The following is an 18,403-nucleotide window of genomic DNA, read 5'->3' as shown; positions in this document are numbered from 1 at the left end:
TCTCGCCAACCTGCAGTACCCTCCAAGGTATCCACCACGGCCCCCGATCATCGGGGGCCGTGGCGTTTCTGGGCTCTTGATTCTTGGGTCCAGAATTTCTGCGGCCTGAACTTCCGGGCCATGGAGTGGGAGAAGAGAGTGCTGGGTTTTGGCGTGTCCGGGCGGGGGCATGCGCTGGCTGGCGAGCCAAAGGCGGTGTCCCGGCAAGGCATCGCCGGGTCGCCTGGAGAGATAGCCCTGTCGTGAATGGGGAAATATGGCCGATCCTTTGCCTTGTCAGATGACAGATGCGACCTCGTCATAGTCACCAGCGACATCATTGTCGGAGACGACTGGTCAAGCGGCAGCCGATAGCGATTATTGTGATGCCGAGACTCAGTCGCCAGGCGTAAAGTCGTCGGAGAAAAGCACGGACGCTCCTGCCTGCGATACCCGTAGCGACGCTGGCAACGTCGAGGGTGTCGACACCATGCGCGAGTCCTGTTCCGTTTACGACGTCGCGATAACAACAAATGGACGTGACGGTACCTCGTGGCTTGCGACGAGGAGGCCGACGCTGTGGAGAAGATGACCATGACCCTGCCCAGCCGGCCCGAGGGGCCACAGACCGTAGGTTTTCTGCTGCTCGAGCATTTCACCCTGATCTCGCTGGCCTCGGCCATCGAGCCGCTGCGCATGGCCAACCAGTTATCGGGCCAGGAACTCTATCGATGGTTCACCCTGAGCCTGGATGGTGCGCCGCTTCAGGCCAGCGACGGTCTGACCGTGACGCCGGACTCGTCGATCACGGTGCCGCTGTCGCTGGACATGGTCGTGGTCTGCGGCGGCGTGGCGCCGACCCGGCATGTGCACCAGGGCCACGTAAGCTGGCTGAAGGCCCAGGCACGCCACCTCAAGCGATTTGGCTCGGTGTGTACCGGCGCCTGGGCGCTGGCCCGGGCCGGGCTGCTCGAGGGTTATGAGGTCAGCACCCATTGGGAGTGCCAGGCAGCGCTGCAGGAGGCCTACCCGGGCATCGGCCTGACGTCGAAACTTTTCGCCATGGACCGGGACCGTTTCACCTGCTCCGGCGGCACCGCGCCGCTGGACATGATGCTGACGCTGATCGGGCGTGACCATGGGCGCGAGCTGGCGGCGGGCATTTCCGACATGTTCGTGTGCGACCGGGTGCGTGGTGAGCAGGACCAGCAGCGGGTGCCGCTCAAGCATATGCTCGGCACCACCCAGCCGCGACTGCAGGAGATCGTCGCGCTGATGGAGAACAACCTTGAAGAGCCCATCGACCTGGACGAACTGGCCCGCTACGTCAGCCTGTCGCGGCGCCAGCTGGAACGGCTGTTCCAGCGCAACCTGCACTGCTCGCCGTCGCGCTATTACATGCGCCTGCGGCTCAATCGCGCCCGTCAGCTGTTGAAGCAGACCTCGATGTCGATCATCGACATCGCCGCCGCCTGTGGCTTCGTCTCCACCCCGCACTTCTCCAAGTGCTACCGCGAGTGCTTCGGCCTGCCGCCGCGGGAGGAGCGACTGGGCTGGAGCGCCTTCTCGCCGGTGGTGGCCGGTAGCACCGTATCCCCGCTGCTGGCGGCGGCCCCTGACGAACCGGTATCCCGGGCGCTGTCGGCGTTGGAAGAAGCCCGCGGGGAGCCGACCTACGGCAGCTTCAAGGTGTTGCCCAAGTAGCGAAGGGCGTATTGAAAAATGCGCCTTCGCTGGCTGAATTGCTGGATGAGGCCTGGGACCAGGCTTCGGCATGCCTGGACGCCAGATATCGGCAGAAGGGCCTTTGGCCACACCGGTAAAATGCTGACAGCGGCGATTGCCCGCCCCACCCAAGGCCTTGATATACTCCCCGGATCGATTCCAACCGAGCCCGATGCATGCGCAACTGGTGGCGCCCTCTCAGCCGACTTCTGCTACGCGCCACCCTTGCCTTTGCGCTGGGGTCAGTGGTGCTGGTGCTGGTGTTTCGCGTGGTGCCGGTGTTCGGCTCCATGGTGATCCTGGAGCGCGAGGTCTCGTCCTGGTTCTCCGGCGAGCCGCTGGACATCCAGCAGCGCTGGCGTCCCTGGGACGAACTATCCGACAACGCCAAGCTGGCGGTAATCGCGGCGGAAGACCAGCGCTTCCCCGATCATCATGGCTTCGACCTGGTGGAGTTGAAGCGCGCCATCGAGTCCGCGATGAATGGTGGCTCACTGCGCGGGGCCAGCACCATTACCCAGCAGACCGCCAAGAATCTGTTTCTGTGGACCGGGCGGGACTATGTGCGCAAGGTGTTCGAGGCCTGGTTCGCCACCCTGATGGAACTGCTGTGGCCCAAGGAGCGCATCCTCGAGGTCTATCTCAATATCGTCGAATTCGACCGGGGGGTCTTTGGCCTGGAGGCCGCCAGTCGCCACTACTTCGGCGTCGGTGCCAACCAACTGAGCGCCGCCCAGGCGGCCCGCCTGGCGGCGGTACTGCCCAACCCGCGAGAGCGCAGCGCCTCGCACCCGGGGCCGCGCACCGCCCGTCACGCCGCCTGGATTCAGCGGCAGATGAATAACCTGGGCCTTGGCTACCTGGAGAAACTGTAGCCGGCAGGCGTCGCAGTCCTTGATCCTTTGGGTTCTGTCCATTCACTTCTTTCCCTCTTCGCCCCTTTGCTTCCGGCACGTCTTCGCGGTGTTTTGAGGCGCGTCGTTTCGCTTCTTTCCTTTGCCCACGGGTGCCTTTTGTCGCTGCCGGAACGGCGGTGACGTTTTTGGAATTCTCGTCGTCGCAATCAGGCGTCGTGGCCCCCCGGGGCGGCGCTATCCTGCCCGCACAACGCCAGCGTTTGCCGCTGGCGCTCTCCCTGAAGCGGGTAAGGACAACAGCGATGAACTCCCCTCTGACGCAAACCGAAACTGGTGCCATCGACGCCCGGGCGCTTCACCGCGAGGCCACGGTGATCGACGGTCTGATCATCGCCAAGTGGAGCCGCGAACTTCTCGAGGACATGCGCCGTGGTGGGCTGTCGGCGGCCAACTGCACCGTGTCGGTGTGGGAGGGGTTCCAGGCCACGGTGGACAATATCGTGGCCACCAACGCGCTGATGGAAGAGTGCAGCGACCTGGTGCTGCCGGTGCGCACCACCGCGGACATCCGGCGTGCCAAGCAGCAGGACAAGACCGGCATCATCTTCGGCTTTCAGAATGCCCATGCTTTTGAAGACCAGATCGGCTACGTCGAGATCTTCAAGAAGCTCGGCGTCGGTATCGTCCAGCTCTGCTACAACACCCAGAACCTGGTGGGCACCGGCTGCTACGAGCGCGACGGTGGCCTGTCCGGCTTCGGTCGCGAGATCGTCGCCGAGATGAACCGGGTCGGGGTGATGTGCGACCTGTCGCACGTTGGCGCCAACACCTCCCGCGAAGTGATTCTCGAGTCGTCCAGGCCGGTGTGCTACTCCCACTGCCTGCCCTCCGGGCTCAAGGAACACCCGCGCAACAAGTCCGACGAGGAACTCAAGTTCATCGCCGACCACGGCGGCTTCGTCGGCGTGACCATGTTCACCCCCTTCCTGCGGGCCGGGGTCAACGCCACCATCGACGACTACGTCGAGGCCATCGTCTACGTGATGAACATCGTCGGCGAAGACGCCATCGGTATCGGCACCGACTTCACCCAGGGCCACGACCAGGCCTTCTTCGAGTGGCTGACCCACGACAAGGGCTACGCCCGTCGCCTGACCTCCTTTGGCGAGATCATCAATCCCAAGGGCATTCGCACCATCGGCGAGTTCGGCAACCTCACCGAAGCGCTGTTGCGCCACGGCCTCAGCGAGGCCCAGGTGCGCAAGATCATGGGCGAGAACTGGGTACGGGTGCTGGCCGATGTCTGGGGCGAATAGCACATAACCACCACAACAATACCGCCTGCCAAGGAGTCGACCGTGACCAAGATGGCGCCTGAACTGCCCATAGAGGTGGACGTCGAGACCGGTGTCTGGACCACCGACGCCCTGCCGATGCTGTATGTGCCGCGACACTTTTTTATCAACAACCATATCGCTGTGGAGCAGGCGCTGGGCGTCGAGGCTTACGCCGAGATTCTCTACCACGCCGGCTACAAGAGCGCCTGGCACTGGTGCGAGAAGGAGGCCGAGTTGCACGGTCTGGCCGGCGAGGCGGTGTTCGAGCACTACATGACGCGTCTGTCCCAGCGGGGCTGGGGCCGCTTCATCACCGAGGCCATCGACCTGGAGGCGGGTACCGCCCGGGTGCGACTGGAACACAGCGCCTTCGTCTACCAGCTGGGCAAGGTCGGCTACCGGGTCGAGTACATGTTCACCGGCTGGTTCGCCGGTGCCATGGACCAGATTCTGGCGGCCTCGGGGTCGGCACTTCGCACCCGTGCCGAGCAGACCCAGAGCGCCGCCGAGCCAGGCTGCGAGGTAGGCCGCTTCGAGGTCCAGCCGCTCGCCACCGTGTCTCGCTGAGCTGCGCTATCTCGTCGATTCGGCGCGCCGCCCTGGTCTCCCTGTTGGGTGACCCTGTTCAGCAACCCCATCGGCAAGCTCAGCCAGCAACCTCCGTCGGCGAGCCCAGCCAGCGGCTCCCGTCAGCGACCCCAGTCAGCGACCACCGCAGGCCAAGGCGTCTGTCGTGGTTCCACCTTCGTCCGGGCAGAGGAGTTTCCCCATGGCCTTTGACGCGATCTTCGAGCCGATCACCATCGGCAGTCAGACCATTCGCAATCGCGTGGTCAGCACCGCCCACGCCGAGGTCCACGCCACCGACGGTGGCATGACCACGGAGCGCTACGTGCGCTACTACGAGGAGAAGGCCAAGGGCGGCTGCGGGCTATGCATCTGCGGCGGCTCCTCGGTGGTCTCCATCGACAGCCCCCAGGCCTGGTGGAGCTCAGTCAACCTGTCCACCGACCGCATCATCCCGCACTTCCAGAATCTGGCCGAGGCGGTGCACCGTCACGGCGGCAAGATCATGATCCAGATTACCCATATGGGGCGTCGTTCGCGCTGGGATGGCCACGACTGGCCCACCCTGGTGTCGCCCTCGGGCATCCGCGAACCGGTCCATCGTTCCACCTGCAAGACCATCGAGGAAGAGGAAATCTGGCGCATCGTCGGTGACTTCGCCCAGGCCGCGCGCCGGGCCAAGGAGGGCGGTCTCGATGGGGTCGAGCTGTCCGCCGTGCACCAGCACCTGATCGACCAGTTCTGGAGCCCCCGCGTCAACAAGCGCGAGGACGCCTGGGGCGGCACCTTCGAGGGCCGCATGCGCTTTGGCCTGGAGGTGCTCAAGGCGGTGCGTGCCGAGGTCGGCGACGACTTCGTGGTGGGCATGCGCATCTGCGGCGACGAGTTCCACCCCGATGGCCTGACCCACGAGGACATGAAGGCCATCGCCGCCTACTACGACGCCACCGGCAAGGTGGACTTCTTCGGCGTGGTCGGCTCCGGCTGTGACACCCACAATTCCCTGGCCAACGTCATTCCCAACATGTCCTATCCGCCGGAGCCCTTCCTGCACCTGGCCGCGGGCATCAAGGAAGTGGTCAGCGTGCCGGTGATCCACGCCCAGAACATCAAGGACCCGACCCAGGCCAACCGCATCCTCGAAGGCGGCTACGTCGACCTGGTGGGGATGACCCGGGCGCATATCGCCGACCCCCACCTGATCGCCAAGATCAAGATGGGCCAGGTCGACCAGATCCGTCAGTGCGTCGGCGCCAACTACTGCATCGATCGCCAGTACCAGGGTCTCGACGTGCTGTGCATCCAGAACGCGGCGACATCGCGGGAGTACATGGGCCTGCCACATGTCATCAGCCAGAGCGAAGGCCCGAGGCGTCGTGCGGTGGTGGTGGGTGGCGGCCCCGGTGGCATGGAGGCCGCCCGCGTGCTGGCCGAACGCGGCCACGAAGTGACCCTGTTCGAGGCCGAGGACAGCCTGGGCGGCCAGATCACCCTGGCGGCCAGGGCCCCGAGTCGCGACCAGATCGCCGGGATTACCCGCTGGTATCAGCTCGAGCTTGCTCGGCTCAAGGTGGACCTGCGCCTGGGCACCCGGGCCGATGTACCCACCATCGACGACCTGGGGCCCGACCTGGTGGTGCTGGCCACCGGCGGGCGGCCGTTTCTCGACCAGTACGCCGACTGGGGCTTCGACCCGGACCCGGAAAAGAGCCTGGTCGTCAGCACCTGGGACATCCTCTCGGGCAAGGTGGCACCGGGCCAGAACGTGCTGGTATTCGATTCCATCTGCGAGTTCTCCGGGGTATCCGCCGCCGACTTTCTGGCCGACAAGGGCGCCCGGGTCGAGATCGTCACCGACGACATCAAGCCCGGGGCCGCGGTGGGGGGCACCACCTTCCCCACCTACTACCGCAGCCTGTACGAGAAGGAGGTCATCATGACCTCGGACCTGATGCTGCACGAGGTCTACCGCGAGGGGGCGTCGCTGGTGGCGGTGCTCGAGAACGAGTACAGCGGGGTGCAGGAAGAGCGTGTGGTCGACCAGATCGTGGTGGAGAACGGCGTGCGCCCGGACGAGCGGCTTTACCTCGAGATGAAGGAGGCCTCGCTCAATCGCGGTCAGGTCGATCTGGAAGCGCTCTACGCGGCCAGGCCGCAGCCCTGCCTGGCGCACCTGGACGCAGAAGGTCGCAGCGCTGGAGATCGCAGCGCCGGTTTCGTGCTGTTCCGACTGGGCGACGGTGTGGCGCCGCGCAATGTGCACGCCGCCATCTATGACGCCCTGCGTCTGTGCAAGGACGTTTGAGCGAGCCACGAGGGCGGCCCAGTCGCCGCCCGCCTGCCCCTCGTCGAGAGGAGATAGAAGATGCCCGCAACCGTTCTTCCTGACCTGCTGGCCGTGCTGGTGCTGGCCGTGCTGACACTGACCCTGGTGGGTGGGGCCAGACGCTTCACCCTGTGGCGACGCGGGCGGCCCTCGCCGGTGCCCTGGTTGGCGGGCCTGGCGGCGATGCCACGACGCTATCTGGTGGATCTGCACCACGTGGTGGCCCGGGACAAGGCCTTCGCCCACACCCACGTGGCCACCGCCGGGGGCTTCGTCGCCGCCGCGCTGCTGATGCTGCTGGTGTTGCTGGTGCCGATGCCGTCAGGGCTAAGGCTTGCCCTGACCGGCCTGATGCTGGCCGCCAGCGTGCTGATGCTGGTCGGTGCCAGGCTGGTCGCCAGGCGGCGGCGCTCGCCGCCGGCGCGGCTGTCACGTGGCCCCTGGATGCGCCTGCCCAGGAGCCTCACGGTTTTCTCGGCAAGCCTTGTCGGCGTTGCACTGGTCGGTCTGCTGTCCTCGCTGCTGCCGCCAGGCTGGCTCGGCGGCATCCTCGGCTGGGCGCTTGCCGGCGTGCTGCTGGTGGGGCTCGCACTGGGGCTCGCCGAGATGTTGCTGGGCATGACCTGGGGCGGGCCGATGAAGCACGCCTTCGCCGGTGCGCTGCACCTGGCCTGGCATCGCCGGGCAGAGCGCTTTTCCACGCGCTCAAGCGAGCGCGAGGGGCGCACGCCGCTCTCCACCGGGCTCAAGGCGCTCGATCTGGACGACCCCGAGGCGCCGCTGGGGGTGGCGTGTCCCGAGGACTTCACCTGGAACCAGCGCCTGGGCTTCGATGCCTGCGTGCAGTGCGGGCGCTGTGAGGCGGTGTGCCCGGCCTTCGCCGCCGGCCAGCCGCTCAATCCCAAGAAGCTGATCCAGGACATGGTGCGGGGCATGACCGGTGCCAGCGCCGACAGCTACCACGGCTCGCCCTATCCCGGCCGGCCGCTCACTCAAGATAGAGGTCAAGACAAGTCTCAGAACCAGGGCCGGCCGGGAGGACCCATCGTCGTCGAGGCGGGTGGCGCCCTGCTCGATGCCGATACCCTATGGTCCTGCACCACCTGCCGGGCCTGCGTGGAAGAGTGCCCGATGATGATCGAGCACGTGGACGCCATCGTCGACCTGCGCCGTCACCTGACCCTGGAGTGCGGCAAGACCCCGGGCAAGGGCGCGGCGGTGCTCGACAATCTGATCGCCACGGACAATCCCGGCGGCTTTGCCCCCGGGTCACGCATGCACTGGGCGGCCGACCTGGCGCTCCCCCTGATGCGCGACTACGGCCAGGTGGATGTGCTGCTGTGGCTGGGGGACGGCGCCTTCGATATGCGTAACCAGCGCACTCTGCGTGCCCTGGTCAAGATCCTTCGGGCGGCGTCGGTGGACTTCGCCGTGCTTGGCAACGAGGAGCGCGACAGCGGCGACGTGGCGCGCCGGCTGGGAGACGAGGCGACCTTTCAGCGTCTGGCCAGGGCCAACGTGGCGACGCTTTCACACTATCGCTTTCAGACCATCGTCACCTGTGACCCCCACAGCTTCCACGTGCTCGGCAACGAGTACGGCGCCTTCGGCGGCGACTATCGGGTGCGCCACCACAGCACCTTTATTCAGGAATTGATCGCCGATGGACGGCTTGCGCTCGAGTCCCGTCAGCGTGGCCGTGTCACCTACCATGACCCTTGCTATCTGGGGCGCTACAACGGCGAATACGAGGCGCCGCGCCAGGTGCTGGCGGCGCTCGGCATAGAGCTTGCCGAGATGCAGCGCTCCGGCTTCCGTTCGCGCTGCTGCGGTGGGGGTGGCGGCGCCCCGATCACCGACGTGCCCGGCGAGCGGCGGATTCCCGACATGCGCATGGCCGACGTGGCCGAGACCGGCGCCGAGCTGGTGGCGGTGGGCTGCCCCCAGTGCACCGCCATGCTGGAAGGGGTGGTCGATGCCACCGCCCAGGTGCGCGATATCGCCGAGCTGGTGGCGGAGGCGCTGATCGAGCCGCCTGCCGGCAAGCGCCAAGCGCGCAAGACGCAAGCACACGACAGGACGGTCGCCGCAAAAGGAGGTGTGGCAAGAGGCGCCGACCCGGTCGTGGATCGAGGCGTGGGCCGTGATGTAGAGGAGCTGAGCCAATGAGTACGTCCGATGAAGCGACGCGAGGCAGCACCCCAGTAGCGACGGCTCGGCGGCGTCGCGATCCCCGGCAAGACTGGATCGTCCGCAACCGCCTGCATCCGCAGCATCAGTCGGTACTGGCCGCTTTGGAGGACGCCACCTCGCCGCCGGCGTGGATGGGCCCCCAGGGGCGGTTGCGCCGGAACCCGCACGCGGTGGGCTTTATTGGCCCCAACGGTCGCCGGCGTATCGACCGCAGCGGTGTCCAGGCGGGAGCCTCCGCGTCGCCTGCAGGTCGCGCCCAGAACATAGACGTTCAGGTCGCTCGCGACCGGCGCCGCGCGGTGACGCTGGAGGCCCCGGCGGGCTGGATCGTGGTGGTCCCGGATACCGCCACCGGCAGGCTGACCGATCACGATCGCGATCTGTTCGGCCTGGCCCGTCGACTGGCCGATAGCGGTTTGCAGCCAGAGGGTGCTGAACTGGCCGTGGTGGCCATCCTGTTCGGGGATTCGCCGCCACCCGCGCTGGAGCAGGCGCTCGGCGAGGCCGGGGCCGATCGGGTGGTCTGCCTGGCGGTGGCGGAGGGTTATGCCCCCGAGGCACGCCTGGCGGCCTGTACTCGAGTGGACGACGCGCTGGCCCCGCGCCATTGGCTGTTCCCGGATACCGCCCTGGATGGCGGCGATCTGGGGCGCAGGCTGGCGGTGCGGCTGGGCGAGCGGCCCGCCTGTGGGGTGTGGCGGGTCGAGGCGGATGGCGGGCTCGATACCGGCGGGTCCTGCGTCTGTCGGACCGGGTCCGGGCGCGAGGACCAGCCCCGTCCGCTGCCGCGCATCCTGATGGCGCTGGCCGAGTGCGCCGAGCCAGTGGTCGAGACCCGCCACGAGGCGAGAGCGATGGTCCTGGAGCCACCGCACGCGCCCCAAACACCCCAAGCAAGGCTCGAGGATCTTGGCGCGGTGGCGGTGGATCCTGCCGAAATCGCCCTGCACGAGGCGCCCTTTATCCTGTCCGGCGGCAATGGCGTTGGCGACTGGCCCGGCTTTCACCGTGCCGCCCAGGCGCTGGGCGCCAGCGAAGGCGCTTCCCGGGTGGCGGTGGACGACGGCCATATGCCACGCCATCGCCAGGTGGGGGCCACCGGCACCTTCGTCAGCGCCCGGGTCTACCTGGCGGTGGGGATCAGCGGGGCGATCCAGCACCTGCAGGGGATCCAGCGCTGCGACAAGGTTATCGCCGTCAACCGCGACGCCGGCTGCGATATGGTCAAGCGGGCCGATCTGTCGGTGATTGGCAATGGCGACGAGATCCTCGCCGAACTGGTACGTCTGGTCGAGGCCAGGGGGGAACGTGGAGGCAAAGGTGATAGCGAGCGTGGCGATACCCACGAGTCCCGGCCAGCGGAAACATCCCCGAAGGAGGCCCTGAATGTTGCCTGAATCTTCCTCCCCCCATGGCGAAGCCCAGATCGGTGCCAGTGCCGATACCAACGGCGGTGTCAAAAACAAAGCCAAAGCCAAAGCCAACGCCAACGCCAACGCCAACGCCAACGCCTCCAGCGCAGACGCTGCCTACCTACAAGCCAGCGCCATCACCTCGCTTCGCCTGGATGTGCTTTTGTCGGTGGGGCGCCACCGCCTCACCGGTCGCGCCCAGCGTGCCGATGGCGACGCCCGGGCGCTGGAAATGGCGCTGTCACTGAGAGAGGCATTAGTGGCTGAGAAGACGACCCCTCCCGAGGTGGAGTTGATTCCCTGGCACCAGGGGCCGGAGGGCGACGACACCGAAGCAGCGCTGCGTGGTTATCTGGGCATGGGCCTGGACGCCATTCGCTGGATCAAGGCACCGGCGGCGGCGGACGCCATGGCGCCACTTCGGGCGTCGCTGACATCGCCCTCGGCGGAGGACGCTTACCACCGTCAGGCGCGCCTGGTGCTGTGCGGGATGCGTGCCGAGCAGGGCGAGGGCACCGGCATGCTGCCCATGGTGCTGGCCGAGCAACTCGGCTGGGCCTGGGTCCCTGGGGTGGTGGCCCTCGAGCGTATTGAAGCGATCGAGGGTCGCCAGCGGCACGCTGAGGACGGCGAGCCGGGCAAGGTCAATGACTGCGAGGAGACCGCGCTGTTCCGGGCCATCGTGCTGCAGGCGCTGCCGCAGGGACAGCGACGCCGTCTGGCGGTGACCCTGCCGGCGATCCTGGGGGTGGACAGTGCGGCACCGGCCGCGCGCCAGAGTGCCTTCGGTCCTGCCCGGCGTGGTCAGCTGCGTCTGGTCGAGTCAGGCGAAGAGCTGGTGCTGGACCCGGCGGTGGAGCAGTGGCCGCTGATACCGGCCCGGGCACGTCCCAAACGACTCAAGATCGTCACCGCCACCAGCGCCCGCGATCGCTTCAAGGCCGCCGCCGCCAAGGCCGAAGGGGGCGGTGGTCGGGTGCTCGAGGATGTCTCGGCCGCAGAAGGGGCCGCCGCCATCCTGTCGATGCTCGAGGCAGAGGGTGTCTTGCCTGCCGGCGGGGTCCGGCACGGTCAACAAGGTAGCCCACAAGGCGATGGACGCTGACGCCAAGCGGTGCCAGCATCAAGGCAGGGACCGCCAGTGGCAGGGCGCGTCGACCCGGCAAAGTCCGCACCGCTGCCTTACATGGACATAACTAGAGTCAAGCAATGACCGTCGAACCCGATACCACCGTGACTTCCGACGCCAGTCGACCCCGGCGTACCCGGGCGACCCTCAAGGGGCGCCAGACCGATCCCGACCTCCTCGAGGCATTGCGTCGGTTGCTGGGCGATGAACGCAAGCACCCCGAGCTGCGGCGGCGCGATCTATTGATCGAGCACCTGCACGCTATCCAGGACGCCAATGGTCATCTGGCGCTTGACTGGCTGAGGGCGCTTGCGAGCTACATGACGCTGCCGATGGCGGCGGTCTACGAGACGGCGACCTTTTACGCTCACTTCGATGTGGTGCATGACGGCGAGGCGCCGCCACCCGCACTGACGGTGCGCGTGTGCGACTCGCTGTCCTGTGAGCTTGCCGGGGCTGAGCGTCTGGCCGAGGCCCTGAACGGCGGTCTCGACCCCGAGCAGGTGCGTGTCGTCCGCGCCCCCTGCATGGGCCGCTGCGATCTGGCGCCGGTGGTCGAGGTGGGGCACCACCACCTGGGCCACGCCACCCCGCAGGCGGTTGAGGTGCTGGTGGAAACCGGCAAGACCCATCCCGAGGCGGTGCTGTGGCAGCGCCTCGACGAATATCGCCGAGAGGGCGGCTACGAGCTGCTGCGCGGCTGCCGGGAAGGCCAGGTGACGGTCGATGAGTTGACCTCGATGCTCGAGCGCGCGGGGCTGCGTGGCCTCGGAGGCGCGGGTTTCCCGACCCATCGCAAGTGGCAGAGCGTTCGCGCCGAGCCCGGTCCTCGCTGGTGCGCGGTCAACGCCGACGAAGGTGAACCGGGGACCTTCAAGGATCGCTACTACCTGGAGCGCGCGCCCCACCAGATGCTGGAAGGCGCCCTGGTGGCCTGCTGGGCGGTCGAGGCAGAAGGCGTCTATATCTACCTGCGCGACGAGTATCCCGGCGTCCACCGGGTACTGATCGAGGCCATCGAGGAGCTCGAAGACGCCGGTATTGCGCAGCCGGGCCAGCTTATCCTCAGGCGTGGCGCCGGGGCCTACATCTGCGGCGAAGAGTCGGCGATGATCGAGTCTCTGGAGGGCAAGCCCGGCAAGCCCAGGCATCGTCCGCCGCTGGTCGCCCACAAGGGCCTGTTTGGCCGGCCTACGCTGGTCAACAACGTCGAGACCCTGTACTGGATACCGGTGCTGTGGCGCGAGGGGGTGGCCATGTACGCCGGTCAGGGCCGGCGCGAGCGTAGCGGCCTGCGCAGTTTTTCGCTGTCCGGGCGGGTGCGGCGGCCTGGTGTCTATCTGGCGCCCGCCGGCATCAGCCTGCGCGAGCTGGTCGACGAGTACGGCGGCGGCATGGCGCCGGGCCATCAGTTGGCCGGCTATCTACCGGGGGGCGCCTCCGGCGGCATCCTGCCCGCTGCCAAGGCGGATATCGCACTGGACTTCGACACCCTCCAGGCCGAGGGCTGCTTTATCGGCTCGGCGGCGGTGATCGTGTTGTCCGACCAGGACGACCTGCGCGCGGTGGCCACCAACCTGCTGGCCTTCTTCGCCGATGAATCCTGCGGTCAGTGCACCCCCTGTCGGGTCGGCAGCGAGAAGATGCTGAGCCTGCTCGAGCGCGATCGATGGGTGGTGGAGGACCTGGAGCGGTTGTCCCGGGTGATGCAGGACGCCTCGATCTGCGGCCTGGGGCAGGCGGCGCCGAATCCGGTGCTGAGTCTGCTGCGCCACTTCCGCGATGATCTGGGGCGCCACGACATCATCGTCACCGATACCGCCGAGGGAGCGTGCTGATGACCGGATCCAGGAACGCTTTTGTCTCCCACGTCGCTGATGATTCGACGCTTGAGTCCTTCACGCTGACGCTGGATGGTGTCGAAGTGAGCGCCTGGCCCGGCGAGACCCTGTGGCAGGTGGCCAAGCGTGCCGGGGAGACCATACCGCACCTGTGCTTCAAGGACGCCAGCGGCTACCGCGCCGACGGCAACTGCCGTGCCTGCATGGTGGAGATCGAAGGCGAGCGGGTGCTCGTCGCCAGCTGCCTGACGGAGGCGCGCCCCGACATGGTGGTCAGAAGCCAGTCGTCCGAGCGCGCCCGGGTCGCCCGCGAGGGCGTGCTGGAGCTGCTGCTCAGCGATCAGCCGCCGCGCGACGATAGCCCGGACCGTGCAAGCCAGCTGTGGCAGATGGCCGATCACCTGGCGGTGGACGCCACCCGCGCCCGCGCACGCTATCCCAGGCGCAGGCCCGACGTCGTGCGTCATGCGCCCGGCGCTCGCCTTCCCGGCCAGTGCCCGCCGATCGCAGATGATGCGAGCGGGGGGCGCCGTGCTTCCGCGACAGCAGGCCACGACACCAGCCATCCGGCGATGACGGTCAATCTGGACGCCTGTATCCACTGCACCCTGTGCGTGCGCGCCTGTCGTGAGGTGCAGGTCAATGACGTCATCGGCATGGCCCATCGCGGCGCCGCCAGCAAGGTGGTGTTCGACCTCGATGACGCCATGGGCCAGAGCAGCTGCGTGGGTTGCGGCGAGTGCGTCCAGGCCTGTCCCACCGGCGCCCTGTCGCCGACCAGCCTGATCGATGCCCAGGGCCGTGGTAACAGCGACAGCGCCGAGCGCAAGGTGGACTCGGTGTGTCCCTACTGCGGCGTCGGCTGCCAGTTGACCTACCACGTCAAGGATGACGCCATCCTCTACGTGGAAGGCCGCGACGGCCCGGCCAACCAGGGACGGCTGTGCGTCAAGGGACGCTTCGGCTTCGACTACGGCCGCCACCCGTCACGGCTGACCCGACCGCTGGTGCGGCGCGAGGGCGTGCCCAAGGGCATGGACGAGGGCTTCGATCCCGCCCGGCCACTGACCCATTTTCGCGAGGCCGACTGGGACGAGGCGCTGGCGCTGGCCGCCGGGGGCCTGACCCGGCTCAAGGCCGACCACGGTCCCAGGGCGCTGGCAGGCTTCGGCAGTGCCAAGTGCTCCAACGAGGAGGCCTGGCTGTTCCAGAAGCTGGTACGCACCGGCTTCGGCTCCAACAACGTCGACCACTGCACCCGGCTGTGTCACGCAAGCTCGGTGGCGGCGCTGATGGAATGCATCGGCTCCGGTGCGGTGACCGCCTCCTTCATGCAGGCGCTGAACGCCGACTTGGTGATCCTCACCGGCTGCAATCCGGCGGTCAATCATCCGGTGGCGGCGACCTTCTTCAAGCAGGCGGCCAAGGGTGGCACCCGGTTCATCATCATCGATCCACGGGGCCAGGCCATGGGCGCCTATGCCCATCGGGTACTGCGCTTCACCCCGGGGGCCGACGTCTCGCTGTTCAACGCCATGCTGAACGTCATCATCGACGAGCAGCTCTTCGATGAGGACTATATCCGTGAGCACACCGAGGGCTTCGAGCGGCTCAAGGCAGCGGTGCGCGATCAGACGCCGGAGTCGGTGGCCGCGGCCTGTGGCGTGCCCGCCGACGAGATCCGCGCGGCGGCGCGGGAATACGCCAACGCCGAACGGGCGATGATCTTCTGGGGCATGGGGATCTCCCAGCATACCCACGGCACCGACAACGCCCGTTGCCTGATCTCGCTGGCGCTGGCCTGTGGTCACACCGGGCGCCCCGGCACCGGCCTGCATCCGCTGCGTGGCCAGAACAATGTCCAGGGAGCCTCCGACGCCGGCCTGATCCCGATGGTGCTGCCGGACTATCAGCCGGTGTCCGACGCCCAGGTGCGGGCCTCCTTCGAGGAACTCTGGGGCAACGCCGGCACAAGCAGCGACGGCAGCGGCGACGCCCTGGATCCCGAGCCGGGCCTCACCGTGGTCGAGATCATGGACGCCATCCACGCCGGCACCATCCGCGGCATGTACATTCTGGGCGAGAACCCGGCCATGTCGGACCCGGACCTGACCCACGCTCGTGGTGCGCTGGCAAGCCTCGAACATCTGGTGGTGCAGGACCTGTTCGTCACCGAGACGGCGCAGTTCGCCGACGTCATCCTGCCGGCCTCGAGCTGGCCGGAAAAGGACGGTACCGTGACCAACACCAACCGTCAGGTGCAGCTAGGGCGCCAGGCGCTGCCGCTGCCCGGTGATGCGCGGCCGGACTGGTGGATCATCCAGGAGATGGCGCGGCGCTTCGGCCTCGACTGGGACTATGGCCACCCGCGCGAGGTCTACGCCGAGATGCAGAAGGGGATGGCCTCGCTGAACCATATCGACTGGGAGCGACTCGAGCGCGAAGGCGCGGTCACCTATCCCTGCCTGGCGGAAGGGGCGCCGGGCGAAGACGTGGTGTTCTCCGAGGCCTTCCCCACGGCGAGCGGCAAGGCGCGCTTCTCGCCGGCGCTGCCGCTGCCGCCCGATGAACCCATCGACCGTGACTACCCGACGGTGCTGTCCACCGGACGCCAGCTTGAGCATTGGCACACCGGTTCGATGACCCGCCGGGCCCAGGTGCTCGACGACCTGGAGCCCGAGGCGGTGGCCAGCCTGTCGGCGGGGGAGCTCACCCGGCTGGGCGTGCACCCGGGAGAGCGGGTGACCATCACCACCCGGCGTGGCGCCATCACCCTGGTGGCGCGGCTCGACGACGGCATGCCCGACGGCATGGTGTTCGTACCCTTCTGCTATGTGGAGGCAGCGGTCAATCTGCTGACCAATCCGGCGCTGGACCCCTACGGCAAGATTCCGGAGTTCAAGTATGCCGCCTGTCGCTTGAGTCGGGCCGAGCCGGCCCAGGTCACCTAGGCGATGTCCGAAAAGTCGACGAGCGAAGGTTAGACAAGGCAAAAATCGGTGAGAAAGCGCAGTTTACGGGGTGTAAATGAGTATTTTGATCCGATTTTTAACGCCGTATTACCGAGCGCAGGCACTTTTCAGACAAGCCCTAATCTGAACGTAAGACACAGCAACAAGGAGTCACCCACCATGATGATTGCCGAGCTGATCGACGGTCGTGACTTTCGTGATCGGCTGTTGGCGCTGGGAGTGCGCCTGCCCGAGGATGCCTGTCCCGAGACCTGCGCCAGGATGGCCCGGCTCAAGGCACGTGAGGTCGGCCTGCCCGGCCTTGCGGCGCTGGTGCACGAATTGATGGACAAGCAGGAGGTGCTGTTGCCGTCGGTCCATCAGGCCATCCAGGCCCACCTGCTGGGGCTCGATGATAACGGCGAATCCAGGGCAGCAGGGAAGGGCTCAGCCTAGGGCGCCGACTGTGGTGCCGTCTATGGCTCAGCCTGGGGCGCAGGCTAGACCGCTGGCTTGCAGCCGCTCAGTCGCAAGGCGAAGATGGCGTTTCTTCGCCAGCGGCGGCAGGTGGCCCCATGATTCTGAGCGCTGAGCTCGCACAGCAGATCATCGACAAGACCCAGGATATTCTCGACGCCAACATCAACGTGATGGACGCGCGCGGGGTGATCATCGCCAGCGGTGATCACTCGCGTCTGGGTACCCTGCACGACGGCGCGGTGCTGGCGCTACAGCGTGGCAGTGGACTCGAGATATCCGAGCATGACGTCGATGCCTTCAAGGGGGCGCGACCGGGCATCAATCTGCTGCTTCAGTGCGCCGGCGAGACGGTGGGGGTGCTCGGTATCACCGGTCCGCCATCGCAGGTACGTCAGGCGGCGCGGCTGGTCAAGGTGACCGCCGAGATGCTGGTCGAACAGGCCGACATGCTGAGTCAGCTTGAGTGGGCCAAGCGCCACCGGGAAGGTTTTATCCTGTCATGGGTCAACGCCGAGCTTTCTTCCGAGCAACTTCATGACTGGGCCGAGCGACTGGGGATCGACGTCGCCTGTCGACGACTGGCGGTGCTGATCGAACTGGACAGAGGATCGCCCAGCGCAGACCTGGACGCCATGCAGCGATTGATGGACCTTCTGGCCCACGACAGCCTGGTCACCCAGGTGTCACCCCATCGCGCTCTGGTGCTCCAGCCGGTGATGGATCAGGCTGGACAGCGCAGGCAGGGCGCACACCCAGGCCCCGACGGGGCTATCGAAGCCCTGCTGGCGCGACTGGCACGCCACGATATTCACGGGGTCAAGGTCGCCGTCGGGCGTGCCTTCGATGCACCCGGCCACCTCCACCTGTCCTACGAGAGCGCCCGGCAGGTACTGGCGATCGGCAAGCGCCAGTTTCCCGAGCGAATGACCTATCACTACGACGAGCTGCGCCTTCCGGTGCTGCTGTCGCCACTGAACGATGGCTGGCAAGGCGAGCAGTTGCGCGAGGCGGTCGAGCGCATCCGTGGCGCCGACAGCCATGGGCGTCTGCTCAAGACCCTGGCAATGCTGATCGAGCACGAGGGCAACCTGAGTCGCTGCGCCGATGCCCTGCATGTCCATCGCAACACTCTGCGCTATCGGCTGGATCGCATCCACGAGATTACCGGTATTTCTCCCCATTGCTTCACCGGCCTGGTGGAGCTTTTCCTGGGTCTGGAGCTGTCGTCCGGCGACGGCGCTCATTGAAACCCACAGGCTGATCTTTCTCGCAGGTGCCGAGCGGCGGCTTGCGAGCTGTCGCTTGCGAGGTAGTGCCTAGATGCTGTCCGTCATCATGTCGCAGGGGGCATCGGGCCTGCTGGTGTGTCTGCAGGTAGGGTGGTGGTTGCCACAAAGTCTGCCGTCAGGACTTGCCCGCGATAAGAATGTGAAGCCACGGCGCTTAGCTTGTGGCTTTTTTCTTACATTAAATTACGAATTAGTTACTGAGAGTCGTAGCGACATTTTGTGCAGGATAATTAGCAGGGAGACAAATCTGTGCAGCTTTCCCCTGAGGCGGGCTGATCTAAGGCGTTCGCCCAGGAGGCTTGCGCCGCCCATCTGGA

12 protein-coding genes are annotated in these 18,403 nt (G+C 66.7%); all 12 read left to right on the top strand.

What is annotated here, in order from left to right:
* Positions 1-567 precede the first annotated feature (567 nt).
* The 12 genes from KUW00_RS02745 (at position 568) to KUW00_RS02690 (ending at position 18,044) form a co-directional block, all read left to right on the top strand.
* Entirely contained in the window at positions 568-1,683 is a 1,116-nt protein-coding gene (locus KUW00_RS02745; RefSeq protein WP_045994991.1) for a GlxA family transcriptional regulator, read from the top strand.
* A 197-nt stretch (positions 1,684-1,880) separates the two neighbouring features.
* Positions 1,881-2,579 carry a monofunctional biosynthetic peptidoglycan transglycosylase gene (gene mtgA / locus KUW00_RS02740; protein WP_222568189.1) on the top strand — a complete coding sequence of 233 codons (699 nt, stop codon included), beginning with the start codon at positions 1,881-1,883 and terminating at the stop codon, positions 2,577-2,579.
* 284 nt (positions 2,580-2,863) lie between these two features.
* The gene (locus KUW00_RS02735; protein ID WP_108448107.1) at positions 2,864-3,877 is read left to right on the top strand and encodes a dipeptidase; all 1,014 of its coding nucleotides are present in this window, start codon (positions 2,864-2,866) and stop codon (positions 3,875-3,877) included.
* Positions 3,878-3,919: 42 nt separating this feature from the next.
* Positions 3,920-4,465, top strand: a complete 546-nt coding sequence (locus KUW00_RS02730; RefSeq protein ID WP_222515607.1) for a DUF5943 domain-containing protein — start codon at positions 3,920-3,922, stop codon at positions 4,463-4,465.
* Positions 4,466-4,667: 202 nt separating this feature from the next.
* Positions 4,668-6,770, top strand: a complete 2,103-nt coding sequence (locus KUW00_RS02725; RefSeq protein WP_222568188.1) for an NADH:flavin oxidoreductase — start codon at positions 4,668-4,670, stop codon at positions 6,768-6,770.
* Between the two features lie 60 nt (positions 6,771-6,830).
* Positions 6,831-8,960, top strand: coding sequence for a DUF3483 domain-containing protein (locus tag KUW00_RS02720; RefSeq protein ID WP_222568187.1), 2,130 nt, complete (start codon positions 6,831-6,833; stop codon positions 8,958-8,960).
* Entirely contained in the window at positions 8,957-10,381 is a 1,425-nt protein-coding gene (locus KUW00_RS02715; protein ID WP_222568186.1) for an electron transfer flavoprotein subunit alpha/FixB family protein, read from the top strand. The genes KUW00_RS02720 and KUW00_RS02715 overlap by 4 nt, the downstream gene beginning before the upstream one ends.
* A complete protein-coding gene (locus tag KUW00_RS02710; RefSeq protein ID WP_261391948.1) occupies positions 10,371-11,501 on the top strand; it encodes an electron transfer flavoprotein subunit beta in 1,131 nt (376 codons plus the stop codon). Before KUW00_RS02715 ends, KUW00_RS02710 begins: the two co-directional genes overlap by 11 nt.
* A gap of 104 nt (positions 11,502-11,605) precedes the next feature.
* Positions 11,606-13,363 carry an NADH-ubiquinone oxidoreductase-F iron-sulfur binding region domain-containing protein gene (locus tag KUW00_RS02705; RefSeq protein ID WP_222568185.1) on the top strand — a complete coding sequence of 586 codons (1,758 nt, stop codon included), beginning with the start codon at positions 11,606-11,608 and terminating at the stop codon, positions 13,361-13,363.
* A complete protein-coding gene (gene fdhF / locus KUW00_RS02700; RefSeq protein WP_222568184.1) occupies positions 13,363-16,317 on the top strand; it encodes a formate dehydrogenase subunit alpha in 2,955 nt (984 codons plus the stop codon). The genes KUW00_RS02705 and fdhF overlap by 1 nt, the downstream gene beginning before the upstream one ends.
* Before the next feature lie 180 nt (positions 16,318-16,497).
* On the top strand, positions 16,498-16,773 hold the full coding sequence (locus KUW00_RS02695) for a hypothetical protein (RefSeq protein ID WP_222568183.1): 276 nt from the start codon (positions 16,498-16,500) through the stop codon (positions 16,771-16,773).
* Positions 16,774-16,892: 119 nt separating this feature from the next.
* The gene (locus tag KUW00_RS02690; RefSeq protein WP_222568182.1) at positions 16,893-18,044 is read left to right on the top strand and encodes a sugar diacid recognition domain-containing protein; all 1,152 of its coding nucleotides are present in this window, start codon (positions 16,893-16,895) and stop codon (positions 18,042-18,044) included.
* Positions 18,045-18,403 lie beyond the last annotated feature (359 nt).

The sequence above is a fragment of the Halomonas sp. DP5N14-9 genome (assembly GCF_019802175.1).
GTDB lineage: Bacteria > Pseudomonadota > Gammaproteobacteria > Pseudomonadales > Halomonadaceae > Halomonas > Halomonas litopenaei.
Note: the sequence above shows the minus strand (reverse complement) of the source record. Positions and strands in the feature narration are given on the sequence as shown.